The organism is Pseudomonas sp. 2835 (assembly GCF_050435905.1).
Lineage (GTDB): Bacteria > Pseudomonadota > Gammaproteobacteria > Pseudomonadales > Pseudomonadaceae > Aquipseudomonas.
Genome location: NZ_JBNDLE010000005.1, coordinates 291,900 through 312,362, shown reverse-complemented (window position 1 = coordinate 312,362; position 20,463 = coordinate 291,900). Strand labels below are relative to the sequence as shown.

22 protein-coding genes are annotated in these 20,463 nt (G+C 63.4%); 13 read left to right on the top strand and 9 right to left on the bottom strand.

Annotated features, from left to right (window positions below):
• The first annotated feature begins 1 nt into the window (after window position 1).
• The 9 genes from ABIE20_RS09810 (at window position 2) to ABIE20_RS09770 (ending at window position 8,323) form a co-directional block, all read left to right on the top strand.
• Window positions 2–1,492 carry an aldehyde dehydrogenase gene (locus ABIE20_RS09810; protein ID WP_429504725.1) on the top strand — a complete coding sequence of 497 codons (1,491 nt, stop codon included), beginning with the start codon at window positions 2–4 and terminating at the stop codon, window positions 1,490–1,492.
• Entirely contained in the window at window positions 1,489–2,454 is a 966-nt protein-coding gene (locus ABIE20_RS09805) for a VOC family protein (RefSeq protein WP_429504723.1), read from the top strand. Before ABIE20_RS09810 ends, ABIE20_RS09805 begins: the two co-directional genes overlap by 4 nt.
• A gap of 13 nt (window positions 2,455–2,467) precedes the next feature.
• The gene (locus tag ABIE20_RS09800; RefSeq protein ID WP_429504722.1) at window positions 2,468–3,610 is read left to right on the top strand and encodes an FAD-dependent monooxygenase; all 1,143 of its coding nucleotides are present in this window, start codon (window positions 2,468–2,470) and stop codon (window positions 3,608–3,610) included.
• 9 nt (window positions 3,611–3,619) lie between these two features.
• Window positions 3,620–3,937 carry a hypothetical protein gene (locus ABIE20_RS09795; RefSeq protein WP_429504720.1) on the top strand — a complete coding sequence of 106 codons (318 nt, stop codon included), beginning with the start codon at window positions 3,620–3,622 and terminating at the stop codon, window positions 3,935–3,937.
• Window position 3,938: 1 nt separating this feature from the next.
• Complete coding sequence (locus tag ABIE20_RS09790; RefSeq protein WP_429504718.1) at window positions 3,939–4,166, top strand: recombinase-like helix-turn-helix domain-containing protein; 228 nt, start codon at window positions 3,939–3,941, stop codon at window positions 4,164–4,166.
• A 20-nt stretch (window positions 4,167–4,186) separates the two neighbouring features.
• Complete coding sequence (locus ABIE20_RS09785) at window positions 4,187–5,218, top strand: Rieske 2Fe-2S domain-containing protein (RefSeq protein ID WP_429504716.1); 1,032 nt, start codon at window positions 4,187–4,189, stop codon at window positions 5,216–5,218.
• Window positions 5,218–5,655, top strand: coding sequence for a Rid family hydrolase (locus tag ABIE20_RS09780; protein WP_429504714.1), 438 nt, complete (start codon window positions 5,218–5,220; stop codon window positions 5,653–5,655). The genes ABIE20_RS09785 and ABIE20_RS09780 overlap by 1 nt, the downstream gene beginning before the upstream one ends.
• A 3-nt stretch (window positions 5,656–5,658) precedes the next feature.
• Window positions 5,659–6,618 carry a PDR/VanB family oxidoreductase gene (locus tag ABIE20_RS09775; RefSeq protein WP_429504712.1) on the top strand — a complete coding sequence of 320 codons (960 nt, stop codon included), beginning with the start codon at window positions 5,659–5,661 and terminating at the stop codon, window positions 6,616–6,618.
• Between the two features lie 475 nt (window positions 6,619–7,093).
• Window positions 7,094–8,323: a hypothetical protein gene (locus ABIE20_RS09770; protein ID WP_429504710.1), complete on the top strand. Its 1,230-nt coding sequence runs from the start codon at window positions 7,094–7,096 to the stop codon at window positions 8,321–8,323.
• A 39-nt stretch (window positions 8,324–8,362) separates the two neighbouring features.
• Here the strand turns inward: ABIE20_RS09770 and ABIE20_RS09765 are convergent, their stop codons facing one another.
• From ABIE20_RS09765 to cysK, 4 genes are all read right to left on the bottom strand, one after another.
• Window positions 8,363–9,253 carry a DMT family transporter gene (locus ABIE20_RS09765; RefSeq protein WP_429504708.1) on the bottom strand — a complete coding sequence of 297 codons (891 nt, stop codon included), beginning with the start codon at window positions 9,251–9,253 and terminating at the stop codon, window positions 8,363–8,365.
• A gap of 107 nt (window positions 9,254–9,360) precedes the next feature.
• Complete coding sequence (locus ABIE20_RS09760) at window positions 9,361–9,522, bottom strand: hypothetical protein (RefSeq protein ID WP_176794290.1); 162 nt, start codon at window positions 9,520–9,522, stop codon at window positions 9,361–9,363.
• 134 nt (window positions 9,523–9,656) lie between these two features.
• The gene (locus ABIE20_RS09755) at window positions 9,657–10,592 is read right to left on the bottom strand and encodes an aspartyl/asparaginyl beta-hydroxylase domain-containing protein (protein WP_429504706.1); all 936 of its coding nucleotides are present in this window, start codon (window positions 10,590–10,592) and stop codon (window positions 9,657–9,659) included.
• Window positions 10,593–10,753: 161 nt separating this feature from the next.
• A complete protein-coding gene (gene cysK / locus ABIE20_RS09750; protein WP_045193464.1) occupies window positions 10,754–11,728 on the bottom strand; it encodes a cysteine synthase A in 975 nt (324 codons plus the stop codon).
• A 130-nt stretch (window positions 11,729–11,858) separates the two neighbouring features.
• Between cysK and ABIE20_RS09745 the strand changes: the two genes are divergently transcribed.
• From ABIE20_RS09745 to ABIE20_RS09735, 3 genes are all read left to right on the top strand, one after another.
• Window positions 11,859–12,932, top strand: coding sequence for a DUF748 domain-containing protein (locus ABIE20_RS09745; RefSeq protein ID WP_429504703.1), 1,074 nt, complete (start codon window positions 11,859–11,861; stop codon window positions 12,930–12,932).
• 138 nt (window positions 12,933–13,070) lie between these two features.
• Window positions 13,071–13,916 carry an AAA family ATPase gene (locus ABIE20_RS09740; RefSeq protein ID WP_093386178.1) on the top strand — a complete coding sequence of 282 codons (846 nt, stop codon included), beginning with the start codon at window positions 13,071–13,073 and terminating at the stop codon, window positions 13,914–13,916.
• A gap of 16 nt (window positions 13,917–13,932) precedes the next feature.
• Window positions 13,933–15,111, top strand: coding sequence for a vWA domain-containing protein (locus ABIE20_RS09735; protein ID WP_045193466.1), 1,179 nt, complete (start codon window positions 13,933–13,935; stop codon window positions 15,109–15,111).
• A 96-nt stretch (window positions 15,112–15,207) separates the two neighbouring features.
• Here ABIE20_RS09735 and ABIE20_RS09730 read toward each other — a convergent pair whose 3' ends face one another.
• From ABIE20_RS09730 to ABIE20_RS09715, 4 genes are read right to left on the bottom strand one after another with little or no spacing between them, the layout of a single operon-like run.
• The gene (locus ABIE20_RS09730; protein ID WP_429504701.1) at window positions 15,208–16,128 is read right to left on the bottom strand and encodes a biotin-dependent carboxyltransferase family protein; all 921 of its coding nucleotides are present in this window, start codon (window positions 16,126–16,128) and stop codon (window positions 15,208–15,210) included.
• Window positions 16,125–16,829 carry a 5-oxoprolinase subunit PxpB gene (gene pxpB, locus ABIE20_RS09725; protein ID WP_429504700.1) on the bottom strand — a complete coding sequence of 235 codons (705 nt, stop codon included), beginning with the start codon at window positions 16,827–16,829 and terminating at the stop codon, window positions 16,125–16,127. Before pxpB ends, ABIE20_RS09730 begins: the two co-directional genes overlap by 4 nt.
• Window positions 16,826–17,578, bottom strand: coding sequence for a 5-oxoprolinase subunit PxpA (locus tag ABIE20_RS09720; protein WP_429504698.1), 753 nt, complete (start codon window positions 17,576–17,578; stop codon window positions 16,826–16,828). Before ABIE20_RS09720 ends, pxpB begins: the two co-directional genes overlap by 4 nt.
• Window positions 17,579–17,603: 25 nt before the next feature.
• A complete protein-coding gene (locus ABIE20_RS09715; protein WP_429504696.1) occupies window positions 17,604–18,890 on the bottom strand; it encodes an MFS transporter in 1,287 nt (428 codons plus the stop codon).
• Window positions 18,891–19,032: 142 nt separating this feature from the next.
• Between ABIE20_RS09715 and ABIE20_RS09710 the strand changes: the two genes are divergently transcribed.
• Window positions 19,033–19,944, top strand: coding sequence for a LysR family transcriptional regulator (locus ABIE20_RS09710; protein WP_429504694.1), 912 nt, complete (start codon window positions 19,033–19,035; stop codon window positions 19,942–19,944).
• Here the strand turns inward: ABIE20_RS09710 and ABIE20_RS09705 are convergent.
• A complete protein-coding gene (locus ABIE20_RS09705; protein WP_429504692.1) occupies window positions 19,941–20,462 on the bottom strand; it encodes a DUF2937 family protein in 522 nt (173 codons plus the stop codon). The genes ABIE20_RS09710 and ABIE20_RS09705 overlap by 4 nt on opposite strands.
• Window position 20,463: the final 1 nt, after the last annotated feature.

The following is a 20,463-nucleotide window of genomic DNA, read 5'->3' as shown; positions in this document are numbered from 1 at the left end:
GATGACGCTGGAACAGACTCTACCTATCTGCATCGCCGGCACCTGGCGCCTGGGCGGTGGCGAGCGCTACGCCACACGCTACCCGGCCACGGGCGAGCCGGTGGCCTGGCTCAACGCCGCCAGCCTCGAGGATGTCGAAGACGCCGTGCAAGGCGCCCACCAGGCCTTCCTCAACAGCGGCTGGGCCCAGCGCAAGCCGCACGAACGCGCCGCCGTGCTGTACCGCATCGGCGAACTGATCCGCCAGCGCAGCGAAGAACTGGCGCAACTGCAGCGCCAGGACAACGGCAAGCCGATCAACGAAACCCGCGCCCTGGTGGCCAGCGCCGCCGGTACTTTCCAGTTTTTCGCCGCTGCCTGCGAAACCCTGGAAGAGACCATCACCCCGTCGCGCGGCGACTTCGTCAGCATGAGCGTCTACGAGCCGATGGGCGTGGTCGCGGCCATTACCCCGTGGAACTCGCCGATTGCCAGCGAAGCGCAAAAGGTCGCTCCGGCCCTGGCCGCCGGTAACGCAGTGGTGATCAAGCCGGCAGAAATCACCCCGCTGCTGGCCCTGCAACTGGCGCAGATCTGCGAAGACGCAGGCTTGCCCAAGGGCCTGGTCAGCGTGCTGCCAGGCAAGGGTTCGCTGCTCGGTGATGCGCTGACGCAGCACCCGCTGATCAAGCGTGTGTCGTTCACTGGCGGGACCAAAACCGGCAAGCACATCGCCCACATCGCCGCCGACAAGATGATGCCGGTGTCGCTGGAACTGGGCGGCAAGTCGCCGACCATCGTCCTCGATGATGCCGACCTCGATCACGCCGTGGCCGGGGTGTTGTACGGCATCTTCAGCTCCTCGGGCGAGGCCTGCATTGCCGGCTCGCGTTTGTTTGTTGCCCGCGCTCTGTACGAGCCGTTCATGCAGCGCCTGGTGGCGGGTGCTGCACGTTTGCGCCTGGGCGACCCGGCGGACGAAGCCACGCAGATGGGCCCGCTGATCAGCGCCGCGCACCGCGAGTCGGTGGAGCGTTACGTGGCCCTGGGCCTGGCCGAAGGTGGCCGCCTGCTGCTCGGCGGCCAACGCCCGACTGGCGGCCTGTTTGATCAGGGTTACTTCTACCCGCCGACCATCCTCGAAGGCCTGAGCAACGGCCAGCAGACCTGCCAGGAAGAAATCTTCGGCCCGGTGCTGGTGGCCCTGCCGTTCGACAGCGAGGCCGAGCTGATCGAGCAGGCCAACGACAGCCTTTATGCCCTCGCCGCCGGCATCTGGAGCCGCGACTACAAGCGTGCCTGGGCCCTGGGCCGCAAGATCCAGGCCGGCACGGTGTGGATCAACACCTACAAGCAGTTCTCCATCGCCACCCCGTTCGGCGGCTGGCGTGACAGCGGCCTGGGCCGCGAGAAAGGCCGCCTGGGGATCCTGCAGTACATGGAACAGAAAAGCCTCTACTGGGGCATGAACGAACAACCACTGGCCTGGGCCGGTGCGGAGGCAAAGCCATGAGCGTATTGGGCATCGATGAAGTCACCTACGGCGTCGAAGACCTCGACACCTGCGTGCGCTTCTTCAGTGACTGGGGCCTGGACAAGGTCAGCGAACAGGCCGACGAGGTCGTCTTCGAAACCCTCAACGGCTGCCGGGTGGTACTGGCCGACATCAACAAGACCGGCCTGCCTGCGGCGATCGAGCCGGGCTCGACCGTGCGCGAGGTGGTCTGGGGCGTTGAAAGCGAAGCGGACCTGGCCCTGTACAGCCAGCGCATCGCCAATGACCCGGGCTTTGTCGAAGGCAACGGGCGCATCGGCTGCACCGACCCCAACGGCCTGGCGATCCGCCTGCAGGTGACCCGCAAGCGCGCACTGGACATCGAGTGCAGCGGCCACAACACCTGGCAGACCAAGGGCCGGATCAACAAGCCGGCGCCGGTGTACGAGCGCGCCACGCCGATCGAGGTCGGCCACGTGGTGTTCTTCGTCAAGGATGTGAATGCCTGCGAAGCCTTCTACCACGAGCGCTTCGGCTTCCAGGCCTCGGACCGCTACCCCAACCGCGGCGCGTTCCTGCGCACCGCCGAAGAAGGTGGCCACCACGATTTGTTCATGCTCCAGTTGCCGGCCCCCCGCGCCGGTCTGAACCACGTGGCCTTCACCGTGCGCGACCTGCACGAGGTGTTCGGCGGCGGCATGCACATCTCGCGCAGTGGCTGGGCCACCGAGATCGGCCCGGGCCGCCACCCGGTGTCGTCGGCGTTCTTCTGGTACTTCAAGAACCCGGCCGGCGCCCTGGTCGAGTATTACGCCGACGAAGACCAGCTGACCGGCGAATGGCAGCCGCGCGAGTTCGAGCCGGGCCCGACGGTGTTTGCCGAATGGGCGATTGCCGGCGGCATCGATGGCAATACCCGGCGCCAGCAGCATGTCGAGGCGCCGCAAGGCAAGTTCCTTACCGACAAACCCAAACCCTGAGCAGGAGTTGTCCATGTCTTCTTTGAACATCGCCATCAACGGTGCCGGTATCGGCGGCCTCACCGCCGCCATCGCCCTGCGCCAGGCCGGTCACCAGGTCACGGTTTTCGAACAGTCCAAAGCCTTTTTGCGGGTCGGTGCCGACATCAACCTCACCCCCAACGCCGTGCGCGCCCTCGATGGCCTCGGCGTGGGCCCGGCGGTGCGCATTCCGGCCGCGCGCCCGACCCACCGCATCAGCCGCCTGTGGGACACAGGCGAAGAAACCTCGCGCCTGGAGATGGCCGACGCCGCTGAAAGCCAGTACGGCGCACCGCAGCTGACCATCCACCGCGCCGATTTGCTGGCGGCCCTGGCCGATGTGTTTCCGCTGCACAACGTGCAGTTCGCCAAGCGTGCCGAGCAGGTGCTGCAGGATGCCGATGGCGTCGAGCTGCGCTTCAAGGACGGCAGCCACCATCGTGCCGACCTGCTGATCGGCGCCGACGGCATTCACTCGGTGGTGCGCAATGCCCTGTTCGGTGAAGAGCAGCCGCGCTTCACCGGGGTGGTCGCCTACCGCGCCGTGGTCCCGGCCGAGCGTGTAGCGCATGTACCGAACATCCAGGCTTTCACCAAATGGTGGGGCCCCAACCCGCAGAGCCAGATCGTCACCTTCCCGCTGAACCAGGGCCGCGACATCTTCATCTTCGCCACCACTGCCCAGGACAGCTGGCACCTGGAGTCCTGGACCACTGCCGGCGACGCCGCCGAGCTGCGCAGCCATTACCAGGACTTTCATGCCGACGCACGGGCGCTGCTCGATGCCTGCGATGAAGTCCTCAAGACCGCGCTGTACGAGCGTGACCCGCTGCCGTACTGGTCCGAAGGCGCCATCACCCTGCTCGGTGACGCCTGCCACCCGATGATGCCGTTCATGGCCCAGGGCGCCGGCCAGGCCATCGAAGACGCGGTGGTGCTGGCCCGTCATCTGCACGGTGTCACCAGCCCGGCGCAGATCACCAGCGCCCTGCAGGGTTACCAACGGGCGCGCCTGGAGCGCACCAGCCAGATCCAGATCGGTTCACGCGGAAACCAGTGGCTCAAGGCCGGCGGCAATGCCGACTGGGTCTACGGCTACGACGCCTGGACTGTGCCCACTGCCAGTGCCGCTTGAGGCCCAAGCATGAGCGAGACGATGCAACTGACGGTGGTGCTCAAGCACGACCAGTCGAAGAACCTGGAACAGATCCAGGCGCACATGAAGCAGATGGGCTGGTGGGACAGCTTCCCGCCGGCCGGCGTCGAGCTGCTGTCCTGGACCGTGGCCATGGGCCTGGGCCAGATCGTCACCCTGCGCCTGCCGCCGAGCTTGCTCGGCAAGGTCAATGTGGAACTGGAGCGCGCCGCCTGGGGCGTGTTCCGCACCGAATGCTACCCGACGTACGACTTTGTCCCGGTCCGCGAAATGATCCGCGAACGGGTCCGCAATGGAGGTCAATGACATGAGCAACACCCCACGCTACCTGGAACCCCATCAGGCGCGCAAACGGCCCAACACCCCGTTCGAGGAACTGCTCGGCGATTCCATCGAGCGCGCCTACGGCAATGGCATCACCCAGCTGCCCGAGCTGCTGGCGCACCTGAACCTGGCTGGGCCGCCCTGCCCTTTGACCAGCGGCGAGTGGACCGAAGACTCCTATAAAACCCTGATGGCGCGGCTGGGCGCATGACCCGCCGGAGGTAAAACAAGATGAATATGCAATTCACCGTCGATCCTGTTGAGAACCACCTGGCCAACGGCCTCAAAGACCTCTGGTTTCCTGTGTTGCCCTCCGAGCTGCTTGGCGACAAGCCGCTGTCGGTACGTCGCCTGGGCTACAAGATCGCCCTGTGGCGCGACAACGATGGCAGCGTGCATGCCCTCGAAGACCACTGCCCGCACCGTGGCGCGCCACTGTCCCAGGGCCCGGTGCTGGGCGACCGCCTGCAGTGTCCGTACCACGGCGTCGAAGTGCGCTGCGACGGCACCGTGACCAAGGTCCCCGGCAGCCCCGGCTGCAAGCTCGAAGGCAGCCGCCCGACGCGCATGTTCCACACCCGTGAGGCGGCCGGGGCGATCTTTTTGTTCAACGCCACCGACCCGCACCTGGACACCCCGCCAGAGCTGGTGCTGCCCGAGCAATTGACCTCGCCCGAATGGAGCAGCTTTCTCTGCTACACCGAGTGGCAAGGCGACTACCGCTATGTGCTCGACAACGTCATGGACCCGATGCACGGCACCTACCTGCACAAGATGTCGCACTCGATGAGCGAAGGCGAAGCCACCGCCAAATTCGTCACCCGCGACACCGAACAGGGCTTCTTTTTCGAAAAGGAAGGCCAGCGCGGGGTCAACTTCGACTGGACCGAATTCCTCGACAACGGCTGCCACTGGCTGCGCCTGGAAATCCCCTATCCGAAGACCGGCGGCCCGGGCGGCAACTTCACCATCATCGGCAGCTACACCCCGAGCAGCCGTAGCCTCTCGGCAGTATTCCACTGGCGCGCGCGGCCACTGACCGGCTGGCAGCGCGACACCTGGCGCTTCCTCTACAAGAACCGCCTGGAAGCCCGCCACTGGACGGTGCTGGAGCAGGACCGGGTGCTGCTGGAGTTCATGGAGTACGACGCCAACCAGCGCGAGAACCTCTATCAGCATGACCTGGGTGTGGTGCGCCTGCGCCGCTACCTCAAGGGCAAGGCCAAGGAGCAACTGGCGCTGATCGAAGCGAAGCCGCTGTGATGAGCCTGCCCGTGCACCGTATCCAGGCACAGGCGGTGACCGAGCTGGCCACTGCCAGCTGGTCCAACGCCCTGCTGCTGGGCAACGAGCTGGTGATGTCCGGCATGACCGGCCATCCCGCCACTCGCCAGGCTGCCGAGCGCGGCGTGCCACTGGATGCCTACGCGCAGACCCTGGTGGTACTGAACAAGATCCGGGCGCTGGTGGAAGCGGCAGGCGGGCACATCGGCAATCTCTACCGCTTGACGCTGTACCTCACCGACATTGCCGACAAGGACGAAGTCGGTCGCGCCCGCCGCGACTTCTTCCAAGGTTTTGCCTGCTACCCCACCTCCACCCTGGTTCAGGTGAGCGCCTTGGTGTTCCCCGAGCTGGTGGTGGAAATCGAAGCCAGCGCCCGGCTCGACATTGACTTGCGCACTGCGCCATTGAGGTGACCGATGTCCAACTCCTCTACCATCACCGCGCTGGTGCACACCCTGCGCCACGAAGCCGAAGGCATCATCAGCGTCGAACTGCGCCCCTGGGGCGACACCGTGTTCGCGCCGTTCGAAGCCGGCTCGCACATCGACCTGCACCTGCCCAACGGCCTGGTGCGCAGCTATTCACTGCTCAACTCGCCGAGCGACCAGGGCCGTTATGTGGTCGGCATTCTGCGCGATCGCAACAGCCGCGGCGGCTCGGCGTTCGTCCATGAACAACTGCGCGTTGGCACGCAACTGCGCATCTCGCAGCCACGCAACAACTTCGCCCTCGACCCGCACGCCAGCCACAACGTGCTGGTGGCCGGCGGCATCGGCATCACGCCGATCTACTGCATGTTTCGCCAGTTGCTGGCACTGGGCAAATCCGCCGAGCTGATCTACTGCGCCCGCTCGCGCAAGGAAGCGGCGCTGCTGGAAGAACTCAGCGGGGTCGATGCCAAGGTGCTCTACCACTTCAACGACGAGAAGAACGCGGTACCGGACCTGGCCCATTACCTGGCCGGGCAGCCCGGCGATACGCACTTCTACTGCTGCGGCCCGACGCCGATGCTCGATGCCTTCGAGAGCACCTGCGAAAGCCTCGGTTACCCCCATGCGCATATCGAACGCTTCACCGCCGCCGAACTGCCGCCCTCGGAAGATGCCCAGGACAGCTACAGCGTCGAGCTGAAAAAGTCCGGCAAGACCCTGAACGTCGAGCCTGGGCTGAACCTGCTTGATGTGCTGCTCGAAGCCGGCTGCGATATCGAGTACAGCTGCCGCGAAGGGGTGTGCGGCTCGTGCGAAACCCGGGTGCTGGAAGGTGATATCGACCACCGCGATGGCGTGCTGACCAAGGCCGAACGGGCGGCGAACACATCGATGATGGTCTGTGTCTCGGGCTGCAAGAGCCGGCGCATGGTGCTTGATCTGTAACCCTTGCAACACGCGCAATTGGCCGGCACCGAGTGTGCCGGTTTTTTTTGCGCGACTTTCAGGACCTGTGGGAGCCGGCCTTGCCGGCGATGGGCCGCAAAGCGGCCCTAAAACAGTCAATTACTTATTCATTGATAAAACACCCCACGCACTGTCAACGCGCGCTGTGCACTTAAACCGCACTGCCATTGCCCAGCGCTGTTACTTAAACACCACGCTGTTTCACCCACGGCACGGTTTAAAGCGTTTCAGATATAAATAATTGTTTTACATCATATTTATTCAAACAACCGCCACTTATCGGCACTGGCACAGTTCCTGCTCTTTCCCTCTCGAATATAAATAAAAACAATGTGCCACCTATAAAATAATAACAAACCCACCGATGCGCCACCGCTGACTTCGCTTAACGCCTGACCCCAGGCGGCGGACAGCTGTTGCCCACAGAAACTGCTCAACCTTGCGGGGCATTGATATGAACAAGTACGTGATAAGCCTTGGCCTGATCCTCGGCAGCGCCACCAGTTTCGCTTCCGAGCCCGGCCCTGCGGCGCCGGACCAGCCGCCAGCGGTGAAAAAACCCTTTCCGCACATTGCCTGGCGCAGTGACGACGGCCAGAGTTCGCTGGATATCGGCGGTGCGCTGCGGGTCAATTACCGCGATGAGCACTGGGACACTACCGAGAACAACGGGCGCTTTCTGTTCGATACCTTTCGCCTGGATGTCCAGGCCACCCACAAGCAACTGTTCAGCGACATCGGCTACTGGTTCCAGGACGACGGCAAGCGCTCGATCGACCGTGGCTACGTCGGTTATCGCTTCAATGCCAATTCCAATGTGCAACTGGGCGCGCCATTCAAACCCTTTGGCCTTGAGCCTTACCCGCAGTTTGGCTGGAGTTACCACATCCCGTTTTTCATGGGCTATGGCGTCAGTGCCGGCACGGGCCTGAAATACAGCTACAAGGACAAGGACTGGGACCTGCAACTGGGCTACTTCCCGCGCATGCTACCCAGCGGCATCCGCTACTCGCCGGAAGTCGGCCGTTACAGCGATCTCGACGACAACGCCGTGGCCTTCACCCAGTCGCGCCAGGACAACGAGAAGCGCAACCAGGTCAACGCCCGGGTTGCCCGGACCTTTAGCGGTGACGGCTGGAAAACCGAAATCGGCGCCTCGCTGGCCGCAGCCGAGCTGTACAACGCCACCACCCGTGACGATGGCGACTACTGGGCCGGCGGCGTGCATGCGATCGTCAACGCCGGCAACTGGACGGTCACCAGCCAGGCGATTCGTTACGAGTACGATCCGAAGAACCCCGACGGCGTCAGCAACGATTCGGTGCTGATGGGCGGCAACGGCCTGACCCCGGCCTACCTGATCGCCTCCAAGGCCACCATCGGCTCGATCAACGTCGGCTACGACATCTTCACCCCGGGCCTTGGCCAGTTGAAGAAGATCAAGGTCTACAACGACTACAGCCGCATGATGAAAGACAAAAGCGGCTGGGATGACTCGCAGATGTTTACCGTGGGCGCGCAGTTTTTGGCCATGCCGATCATGGCCTGGGTCGACTTCACCTGGGCGAAGAACGCCAACCCCTTCGGCGGCGCCGAGAACGGCACGGGCTGGACCAGCACCAACTCGGTCGGCAGCAACGACTGGTACTACCGCACCAACATCAACATCGGCTACTACTTCTGAAGGCAAACCGCCCGGCGCACTGCCGGGCGGTCCGTACAGTCAGTCAGCTTGCAGCTGCGCCTGCCCGGCTGCGGGCTTGCGGAACACGAACAGCAGGCCGATGACGATCAGCCCCATGCCCAACAGGCTGAGCGCCGCCAGGCGGTTGCCGAAGATCAGGTAGTCCATCACTGCAGTAACCGCGGGCACCAGGTAGAACAGGCTGGTGACATTGACCAGGTTGCCCTTGGCGATCAGCCGGTACAGCAGCAAGGTCGCCAGCAGCGACACCACCAGCCCCATCCACAACAACGCGCCGATGAAGCTGTCGGTCAGTTCCACGTGCAGCGGCTGGAACGGCGCGAATACCGCGCACATCAGCAGCCCGGCGATATACTGCAGCGGCAGGGTGCCCATGGGGTTGCTGGTGATGCGCTTTTGCATGATCGAACCGAAGGTCATGCTCATCAGCGCCAGCAAGGCAAACAGCATCCCGGCCAGCGACACGCCGCCAAGGTTGATGCTTTGGTAAACCACCATGATCAGGCCGCTCAACCCCAGGCCCAGGCCGAACAACCGGCTCCAGGAGCGCTGGCGCTCCATCAGCACCACGGTGAGGATCGGTTGCACGCCCATGACCGTGGCCATGACCCCGGGGGTAACGTGGGTGTTGAGCGCCAGCAAGTAGAAAATCTGATAGGCACCGAGCAGCACGCAACCGGTGGCCAGAGCTTGCAGCACTGCCGGGCGGCTGCGCGGCCAGTGCAGCTTGAGCAACGGGCTGAGCAACAGCAGGCCGGCCAGGGCCAGGGCCGAGCGCAGCAGCAGGAAGGCAAACGGGCTGGCGTGGGCCAGGCCGAGCTTGGAGACGATCGCCCCGCTACTCCAGAGCAGGACGAACAGGCTGGTAGTGGCCGCCGAGGCCATAGATTGTTTCGATAGAACAGACATGAATGCCACCTGTAATTCGGGCAGATAAGCCGAACGGTGCTACCCGCAAGGGGCAGCCAACCGTATTCAGTAGGGTGCAGGTGTGTGGGGACGCAGCGATTGGCCGCTTAGCCCAGCACTACCACCGCTGGCGGTGCAACGATGCACACGACCACGCTACTGACAGGTGGTGGGTAGTGACTGATCATGGCCGGCTGCTGGCTCGCGCGCACAACGACAACCGCGTCAGGCGCGGTAGCGAATACGGTGGCTGGGCAGGAAGCTGGCATGAGCAGGTCTTCGGTGAGGTGAAGTGGGTCTGACTATAGACCAGCCTGTTTCAGGCTGGCAAGTCGGTGGTGAATGCAGATCCATTGTGGGAGCCGGCCTTGCCGGCGATGGGCCGCAAAGCGGCCCGAAACAATCAGAACAACCAGCGATACAGCAGGTAGGCAACCACCACCGCCAGCACCGGACGCAATACCCGGTAGGCCTTGGGATTGGCGCGCTTGAACTGCTTCACACGGCTGCTGATGACGTTGCTGAAGCGCTTGCTCCAGGCATAGGCCTGGTTGATCCCGCCAACGCGCTCGTCGTCGGTGTTCTGCGGCGCAGTGGCGCGGCCGAGGAAGGCACTGACCTTGCGGTTGATGCGGGTCATCAGCGGGCTGTTGAGCGGGCGCTCGACGTCACAGAAAAGAATCACCCGGGTGGTCTCGGTTTCGTTCTTGACCCAGTGCACGTAGGTCTCGTCGAACATCACGTCTTCACCGTCGCGCCAGGCGTATACCTGGCCATCGACGTAGATCCGGCAGTCGTCGGAGTTGGGCGTCGACAGGCCCAGGTGATAGCGCAGGGAACCGGCGAACGGGTCGCGGTGCGGGTTCAGGTGACTGCCGCCGGGCAGCAAGGCGAACATCGCGCCCTTGACGTTGGGGATGCTGTTGACCAGCGCGACGGTCTTCGGGCACAGCGCCTCGGCCGAAGGCAGCGGCTTGTCGTACCACTTCAGGTAAAAGCGCTTCCAGCCCTTCTTGAAGAACGAACCGAAACCGGCGTCGTTGTCTTTCTCGGCAGCGCGGATGTAACCCTCGTCGAACAGGTGCATGGCCTCTTCGCGGATTACTTCCCAGTTGTCCTTGAGCACGTCGAGCTCGGGGAAACGGTTACGGTCCAGGTATGGCTTGGACGGCACACCGGAAAACAAGTACATCAGGGCGTTATAAGGGGCGAACAGCGCCGAATGGTTGACGAACTGGCGCAACATTGGCAAACGCGCCTTGCCGCGCAGGTGCACATACAGCGTGCTGCCGAAAAACAGCAGCAGTACACCTGCCTTGGCGACAAAGGAAAAGGTCATGCAACACTCCTTGGAATTTCGATCAGGCCATCGCTGCCGGATTAATCGAACATATTAACCGATCCAGCCCCGCTGAAAACCTGCGGGGCCGGGATTCAGTGTTAAGGATTGTGCAACAAACAGCGGCGCCGGTTATTGCCCGGGATCAGCGCCGCTGCGACTTATTGCTGGTTTTCCTGTTCGGTGAACAGGTCGGCAAACAGCATGCTCGACAGGTAGCGCTCGCCCGAGTCCGGCAGGATCACGACGATGGTCTTGCCCTGCATTTCCGGTTTTTCCGCCAGGCGCACCGCCGCGGCCATGGCCGCACCGGAGGAGATTCCGCAGAGGATGCCCTCCTCCTGCATCAGGCGCAGGGCCATGGCCTTGGACTCCTCGTCGCTGACCAGCTCGACCTGGTCGACCATCGACAGGTCAAGGTTCTTCGGCACGAAACCGGCGCCAATGCCCTGGATCTTGTGCGGGCTGGGCTTGATCTCTTCACCGGCACGGGCCTGGGTGATGACCGGCGAGCCGAGCGGCTCGACCGCCACCGAGAGGATCGCCTTGCCCTGGGTCTGCTTGATGTAGCGCGACACCCCGGTAATGGTGCCGCCGGTGCCGACGCCCGCTACCAGCACATCGACGGCGCCGTCGGTATCGTTCCAGATCTCCGGGCCGGTGGTTTTCTCATGGATCGCCGGGTTGGCCGGGTTCTCGAACTGGCCGGGCAAAAAGTACGCCGACGGGTCGCTGGCGACGATTTCGCTGGCCTTTTCGATCGCGCCTTTCATGCCCTTGGCCGGCTCCGTGAGCACCAGCTCCGCGCCCAGGGCCTTGAGCACCTTGCGCCGCTCGATGCTCATCGACGCCGGCATGGTCAGCAGCAGCTTGTAGCCACGGGCGGCAGCGACAAAGGCCAGGCCGATGCCGGTATTGCCTGAAGTCGGCTCGACGATGGTCATGCCCGGCTTGAGTTTGCCGCTGCTTTCGGCGTCCCAGATCATGTTCGCGCCGATCCGGCACTTGACCGAATAGCCGGGGTTGCGCCCCTCGATCTTGGCCAGCACGGTGACGCCGCGGGGGGCGATGCGGTTGATCTGCACCAGCGGCGTATTGCCGATGGAATGCGCGTTGTCAGCAAAGATACGGCTCATGGCGGGGTCCTTTTATGCACCGGGCGGAAAACTTCAAGGGTAAGCCTGCAACGCCAGTGCGTCCACAACCGGCGAACCCCTGAAGCTGACAGGGGTCAACCGATCACTACCTTGCCGGGAACTACCACCGATGAAACGCCGCTATCGCTGGCCCTTATGGGGGCTATTGGGTATTACATTGTTACTATTGGCCTTGCACCTGACCCTGCCGCTGCTGGTGCGCAACTACCTCAACGACAAACTGGCCGACATGGGCGACTACCGCGGGCAGGTCACCGATGTCGACCTGGCACTGTGGCGCGGCGCCTACAAGATCAACGGCCTGAACATCGTCAAGACCAGCGGCAAGGTCCCGGTGCCGTTTCTCGAAGCACCATTGATCGACCTCTCGGTCAGCTGGCATTCGCTGTGGCACGACCAGGCGGTGGTCGCCGAGGTGACCTTCCTCAAGCCGCAGTTGAACTTCGTCGACGGCGCCAGCAAGCAGAGCTCACAGACCGGTCAGGGCACCGACTGGCGCCAGCAACTGGAAAAACTGCTGCCGATCACCCTCAACGAAGTGCGCATCGAAGACGGCACCTTGAGCTTTCGCAACTTCAACTCCAAGCCGCCGGTCAACCTCAAGGCCACCCAGCTCGATGCCAGCATCCGCAACCTCACCAACGTCGAGGACCGCAAAGGCCGGCGCGATGCCACCTTCGACGGCAAGGCCCGGCTGCTGGGCGATGCCAGCGTCGAAAGCAGCGCCACCTTCGACCCGTTCAGCGACTTCGACGACTTCAAGTTCCGCCTGCGCGCCACCGGCATCGAGCTGCGCCGGCTCAATGACTTCGCCAGCGCCTATGGCAAATTCGACTTCAATGCCGGCCACGGCGACCTGGTGATCGAGGCCGAAGCGCAAAAGGGGCGGCTCACGGGCTACATCAAACCGCTGCTGCGCGATGTCGATGTGTTCAACTGGAAGCAGGACGTTCAGAACCAGGACAAGGGCTTTTTCCGTTCGATCTGGGAAGCGCTGGTCGGCGGCAGCGAAACCGTGCTGAAAAACCAGGGCAAGAACCAGTTTGCCACCCGCGTGGAACTCAGCGGCAGCGTACACAAAAGCGATATCAGCGCCTTCGAGGCGTTCTTGCAGATATTGCGCAACGGCTTCGTCCAGGCCTTCAACGCACGTTACGAACAAGCGCCGCCCAAGGCTGACTGAGTCACCGAGTGACGGTCCATTCAGAGACTGAATGGGCCGTCTGCGTTCCCACTCGCCCGGAGCCCGCGTTATAGTCGTGCATGACAATTTTTCCGCCAGGGGCCATGTACCCCCGGCGCTACGTTAGAGGATCGGTTCATGAAGTTCGAAGGCACCAGCGCTTATGTCGCTACAGACGACCTGAAACTGGCGGTCAACGCGGCGATCACCCTGGAGCGGCCGCTGCTGGTCAAGGGCGAGCCGGGCACCGGCAAGACCATGCTCGCCGAACAGTTGGCCGAATCCTTTGGCGCCAAGCTGATCACCTGGCACATCAAGTCGACCACCAAGGCCCACCAGGGCCTCTACGAGTACGACGCGGTCAGCCGCCTGCGTGACTCGCAACTGGGCGTCGACAAGGTCCACGACGTACGCAACTACCTGAAAAAAGGCAAGCTCTGGGAAGCCTTCGAGTCCGAAGAGCGGGTCATTCTGCTGATCGACGAAATCGACAAAGCCGACATCGAGTTCCCCAACGACCTGTTGCAGGAACTCGACAAAATGGAGTTCTACGTTTACGAGACCGACGAGACGATCAAGGCCAAGCAGCGCCCGATCATCATCATTACCTCCAACAACGAAAAGGAACTGCCCGACGCCTTTTTGCGCCGCTGCTTCTTCCACTACATCGCCTTCCCTGACCGCAGCACCCTGCAGCAGATCGTCGATGTGCACTACCCGAACATCAAGAAGGACCTGGTCAGCGAAGCGCTGGACGTGTTCTTCGACGTGCGCAAAGTCCCGGGCCTAAAGAAAAAGCCGTCCACCTCCGAGCTGGTCGACTGGCTCAAGCTGCTGATGGCCGACAACATCGGCGAAGCAGTGCTGCGCGAACGTGATCCGACCAAGGCCATTCCGCCGCTGGCCGGGGCTCTGGTCAAGAACGAACAGGACGTGCAGCTGCTCGAGCGCCTGGCCTTCATGAGCCGTCGCGGTAACCGCTGAGCCGGGAGCAAAAGCCATGCTGCTCAATCTGTTCAATGAAATGCGCGCGGCCAAAGTGCCGGTGTCGGTGCGCGAGCTGCTTGATTTGCTCAATGCCCTCAAGCAGCGCGTGACCTTTGCCGACATGGACGAGTTCTACTACTTGTCGCGGGCCATCCTGGTCAAGGACGAGCGCCATTTCGACAAGTTCGACCGGGCGTTCTCGGCCTATTTCAAGGGCCTTGAGAACCTCAACCAGCACCTGGAAGCCTTGATTCCCGAAGACTGGCTGCGCAAGGAGTTCGAGCGCTCGCTGAGCGACGAGGAACGCGCACAGATCCAGTCCCTGGGCGGCCTCGACAAGCTGATCGAGGAGTTCAAGAAGCGCCTCGAAGAGCAAAAGGAACGCCATGCCGGCGGCAACAAGTGGATCGGCACCGGCGGCACCAGCCCGTTCGGCTCGGGCGGTTTCAACCCCGAGGGCATCCGCGTCGGCGATGCCGGCAAGCGCCAGGGCAAGGCGGTCAAGGTCTGGGACCAGCGCGAATACAAAAACCTCGACGACCAGGTCGAGCTGGGCACGCGCAACATCAAGCTGGCCCTGCGTAGGCTGCGCAAGTTCGCCCGCCAGGGTGCGGCCGAAGAGCTGGACATCGACGGCACCATCGACCACACCGCCCGCGATGCCGGCCTGCTCAACATCCAGATGCGCCCGGAGCGGCGCAACAGCGTCAAGTTGCTGCTGCTGTTCGACATCGGCGGCTCGATGGACGCCCACGTGAAGATCTGCGAAGAGCTGTTCTCGGCCTGCAAGACCGAGTTCAAGCATCTGGAGTACTACTACTTCCACAACTTCGTCTACGAGTCGGTGTGGAAGAACAACTTGCGCCGGACCTCAGAGCGCACCTCGACCCTGGACCTGCTGCACAAGTACGGCGCCGACTACAAGGTGGTGTTCGTCGGCGACGCGGCCATGGCGCCCTACGAGATCACCCAGCCCGGTGGCAGCGTCGAGCACTGGAACGAAGAAGCCGGCTACGTGTGGATGCAGCGCTTCATGGAGAAGTACAAGAAGCTCATCTGGATCAACCCCTATCCGAAAGACACCTGGGGCTATACGGCCTCGACCAACATCGTGCGCGAGCTGGTCGAAGACCGGATGTTCCCGCTGACCTTGCGCGGGCTGGAGGAAGGGATGCGGTTTTTGTCCAAGTAGACACGGGGCCGCTACGCGCCCCATCGCCGGCAAGGCCGGCTCCCACAGAGGTTTGCATTCACCTGTGGGAGCTGGCTTGCCAGCGATGAGGCCCTCTCAGCCAACAAACCTTTCAAGAAACGCCCGCTGCTCAAGCCACGCCATCTCCTGCACCACCGGCCGGAAGCGCACCACACGCCCCGGCAGCATCTGCGCCATCCTCGCCAGGGCCAGCGGCGTCAACGCGCCCAAGCGTGGATAGCCACCAATGGTCTGGCGATCATTGAGCAGCACGATCGGCTGGCCGTCCGGCGGCACCTGCACCGCGCCCAACGGAATCCCTTCGGAAATCATCGCCGGGCCCTGGTAGCGCAACACCGGCCCGAGCAAGCGAATGCCCATACGATCGGCACGGCTGTCGAGGGTCCAGTCGCGATTGAACGCTTCGAACAGGCTCGTGCCGCTAAAATCGCCGATCTGCGCGCCGAGCAACAGATCAAGCGGCGCCCTGTCGGTAAAGTCCGGCCACATCGCCTCCGGCACTTCTTTCAGTACCGTTGCCGGGCCTACAAATTCCATCTGCTGCCCCTTGGCCAGCGGCGAGCCCAGGCCATCCAGCCCACCAAGTTCCTCACGCACCACGCTGGCACAACTGCCCAGTACCTGCGGTGCCTTGAAGCCGCCCGGCGCTGCGATGTAGGCACGGGCGCCATGCAGCGGCGAATTCAGGCGCAGGCGCTGGCCCTTGCTCATGTTGAAGCTGCGCCAAGGCTTGAGCGGCTGGCCGTCGAGGCGTGCGTCGAGGTCGGCGCCGGCCAGTGCCAGGCAGCAGTCCTGCTCGGCAACCAGGCTGAAACCACCGAGGGTAACCTCGACCACCGCGGCCTCTGGCGAGTTGCCCAGCAGCCAGTTGGCCCAGCGCATCGACACCCAGTCCAGCGCCCCGCCCTGGGTCACGCCCAGGTGGCGCACGCCAAAGCGCCCGGCATCCTGCAACAGGCACAGCGGCGTGCTGGCCTCGATCGACAAGCGGCTCATGCCTGTGCCTCCAGCGGGGTATCGTCGCCGCCCAGGTTGATGAATGTAGCGCGCTCAACCGCCACGAAGCGCACCCGGTCCCCCGGCTGCAACAGGCTGTAGCCGTCGCGCTGACGGTCAAAAAGCTTGCTCGGGGTGCGCCCGATCAGGTTCCAGCCGCCGGGAGAAACCGCTGGATAAGCGGCGGTCTGGCGCTCGGCAATGCCCACGCTGCCGGCCGCCACGCGTTTGCGCGGGGTGGCCAGGCGCGGCGCGGCCAGGGCTTGTTCGACCAGGCCCATGAAAGCGAAACCGGGGGCAAAGCCCAGGGCGAACACCTGGTAGTCACGCTCGCTGTGGCGACGAATGATGTCGGCCACCGAGGTCTGGCAGCGCTCGGCCAGCAGTTTCAACTCCGGGCCTACGCTCAGGTCGTACCACACCGGAATCTCGTGCTGACGGCCAGCGCTGCCAGGGTCCGCTTGCAGGTCGTTGAGCGCTTCACGGATGCAGGCCTGGGCCTCGGCCGGCGACATCTGGAGCATGTCGAACTGCACCATCAGCGTGGTATAGGACGGCACCAGGTCGACCAGACGCTCGGCAAAGACGCTGCGCAGGCGCTGGGTAGCGGCGAGCATCCACGGCATGTTGCTTTCATCGATATGGTCGAACAGGCGCACCATCAGGCAGTCGATAGCCACCACTTCAATTCGGTAATTCATGACACCGCCTGGGCATCGAGGGCCTGGCGGATCTGCCGCACGGCGGCGATCGAGCTGTCGTTGTCGCCATGCACGCACAGGGTATCGGCCTGCAGCAGCAACGGGCTGCCATCGCTGGCGCTCAGCGGCTCGCCGCGGGCCAGGCGCAGGGCTTGCTCGACGATCACTGCCGGGTCGTGGTGCACCGCCCCCGGCAAGCGCCGCGACAGCAGGTGGCCGCTGGCGTCGTAGGCGCGGTCGGCAAAGGCTTCGAACCACAGCGTCACCCCGTACTCGTCGCCCAGGGCCTGGGCCGCGCTGTTGTCGGCGGTGGCCATCAGCATCAGCGGCAACTGCCGGTCATAGGCGGCCACGGCTTCGAGCACGGTACGCAGCTTGAGCGGCTCGGCCATCATGTCGTTGTACAGCGCGCCATGGGGTTTGACGTAGGCAACCCGGGTGCCCTGGGTCCGGCAAATGCCGTCCAGGGCGCCGATCTGGTAATGCAGCAGGTCGCGAATCTCTTCGGCGCTGCAGGCCATGGAGCGGCGGCCAAAGCCGGCCAGGTCCGGGTAGGCCGGATGGGCGCCGATGCGCACCTGGCTGGCAACCGCCAGGGCCACGGTCTTGCGCATGATCCCGGGGTCGCCGGCATGAAAACCGCAGGCAATGTTGGCGCAATCAACATAAGGCATGACCTGGGCATCCAGGCCCATGGTCCAGCTGCCAAAACTTTCACCCATATCGCAATTCAATAACAGGCGGCTCACGTGTGACACTCCTTCAGGCTCGGCCTTAATGGGCTTCTAATTGTTTGCCGCGGGTTTCCGGCAGGCTCAAGGCTGCCAGAATTACCACTCCGTAGGACACTGCGGCAAATCCGCCGATGCCCAGGCCCAGGGGAATCTTCTGGCTCAGCAGGCCGATCAGCAGCGGGAAGAACGCCGCCAGCGCCCGGCCGATGTTGTAGCAAAAGCCCTGGCCCGAACCGCGGATACGGGTGGGGAACAGTTCGGTGAGAAACGCGCCCATGCCACTGAAGATCCCCGAGGCGAAGAAGCCCAGGGGGAAGCCCAGCCAGAGCATGACACCGTCGCTGACCGGCATCTGGGTGTAGAGCAGGACAATGATGAACGAACCGACGGCGAAGAGGATGAAGTTCTTTTTCCGGCCCAGCAGGTCGGTGAGGTAGGCGCTGATCACATAGCCGATGTAAGAGCCGAAGATCACCATCGCCAGGTAGCCGCCGGTGCCCAGTACGCTCAAGCCGCGCTCGTTCTTGAGAAAGGTCGGCAGCCACGAGGTGATGGCGTAGTAGCCGCCCAGGGCGCCGGTGGTCAGTAGCGAGGCGCGGATCGTGGTGAAGAGCATGCCTGGAGCGAAGATTTCATAGAAGTGCGACGGCGCTGCGGTTTTTTCCGCGGCCTTGGCCTGCCGGTAGATTTCCGGGTCCTTGACCAGGCGGCGGACGAAAATCACGAACACCGCTGGCACGATGCCCAGCAAAAACAGCGCGCGCCAGGCATCTTCCGGCGGCAACAGCGAGAACAGCACGGCATACAGGATCGCCGTCAGGCCCCAGCCGATGGCCCAGCCGGACTGCACCATGCCCACCGCCTTGCCACGGTCCTGGGCGCGGATCACTTCGCCGATCAGCACCGCGCCGGCGGTCCATTCGCCGCCAAAGCCGAAGCCCATCAGGGTGCGCGCGATCAGCAACTGCTCGTAGTTCTGGGCAAAGCCGCAAAGAAAGGTGAAGAAGGCGAACCACAGCACCGTCAGTTGCAAGGTGCGCACCCGGCCGATACGGTCGGAAAGGATACCGGCGATCCAGCCACCCAGGGCCGAGGCGATCAGGGTGCTGGTGTGGATCAGCCCGGCCTCGGCGGTGCTGATGCCCCACAGGGCGATCAGGGTGGGGATGACGAAGCTGAGCATCTGCGTGTCCATGCCATCGAGGCCGTAGCCGATCTTGCAGCTCCAGAAGGTCCGGCGTTCCTGCTTGTTGATGTTGCGGTACCAGTCGAATGGCCCCGCCACTGACCTGGCTTTGACCTGTTGCTGCACGCCCGATGGGTTCATGGTTGCCTCAGCTTGTTGGTATTGTTTTAACGACGACAACATGTGTCGCGGCCTGAGGATCATTTTTCGACGGGTGCGGGTTGTCGTCCAACGAGAAAAACCAGCTGTCTGGCATAAGAAAAACTTGATCAGTGAGCGCGCCATGAACCTCAAATTCCTCGAAACCTTCGTCTGGGTCGCCCGCCTCAAGAGCTTTCGCCTGACCGCCGAAAAGCTCTTCACCACCCAGGCTTCGATCTCCAGCCGCATCGCTGCGCTTGAGGCCGATCTCGGGGTCAGGTTGCTGCTGCGCGACTCACGGGGCGTGAGCCTGACACCGGAAGGCAGCAAGGTGCTCGAATATGCCGAACAGATGCTCGACACTGCCAAGGCCCTCAAGCAATCGCTGGACAGCGACCGGGCCAAGGTCGGGCGCATTCGCATCGGCGTGATGGACACGGTCATCCACACCTGGATGAGCCCGCTGGTGGCGGAGTTGATGGAGCGCTACCCGCAGGTGGAAATCGAGCTGATCGCCGATACCGCGCTCAACTTGCGCGAACAGCTGCAAAAAGGCTTTCTCGATGTGATCCTGCAAACCGACCTGCTGCGCCAGGAAAGCATCCGCAGCCTGGACCTGGCGCGCTACCCCATGGGCTGGATCGTCGCCAGCCAGTCGATCTACAACCGCGACTACGCCTCGCTGGCGGACCTGGCCCGCGAGCGCATCGTGACCTTTTCGAAAAATTCCCGCCCGCACCAGGAAGTGCTCAGCCTGCTACAGGCCGAAGGTGTCGGCGCGCCACGGTTGAACTGCGTGAACTCGGTGGCGGCGATCACCCGGTTGCTGCGTGATGGTTTTGGTATCGGCGCCCTGCCGCCGGCGCTGGTCAGCGAAGAACTGGCCCGCGGCGAACTGATCCTGCTGCCGTTGGCCCGGCAGCCACCGAGCCTGGAGCTGGTGGTGGCCTGGCAGACCGGCGTCGAACTGGTCGATGAAGTGGTGCAACTGTGCCGCAACGTGCTGGAGCGCTACGCCTGTGATGCCGGGCCACAGCGCATCGTGCTGGTTTAGCGCCAGCTCTCCTGCACCGCCTTGCGCCGCCCGCCCAGGGCTACCCAGCCGAGCAACAGCAGCAGGCTTTCGACCACCAGCGCCAGCAGCAGCGCGCAGCTCAGGCCCCAGGCCAGGGCCTCTGGGTTGAGGAGGATCTGGTAGCGGTAGCCAGTGAGGGTTTCTTCGCGCAGTTGCGGGTTGGCGGTGACCAGCACATGCCAGGTTTTCGCCAGCCACGGCCCCTGCAGGATCTGCCATTCCTGCTCGAACTGGCGGTTGCGGATCAACAGACTCTCGATGCTGTTGGCATCGCTGGTGAATACCGGGTCGTCGCTGCTGCGGTAATGGCGCACCAAGGCCTGCAGGTCGCCGCTGAAGAAGCGCTTGGCGGTGTCTTCGAAGCCCTTGAGGCCTTCACGCGATTCGAGCAGGTGCGCCTCGACCCGCTGGCTGTAATCGACGATATAGCCCGGCACCTGCAGCCCGACCAGCAAACCGCAGGTAAACAACAGCAAGCGCAGGTAACTTCTGAACATG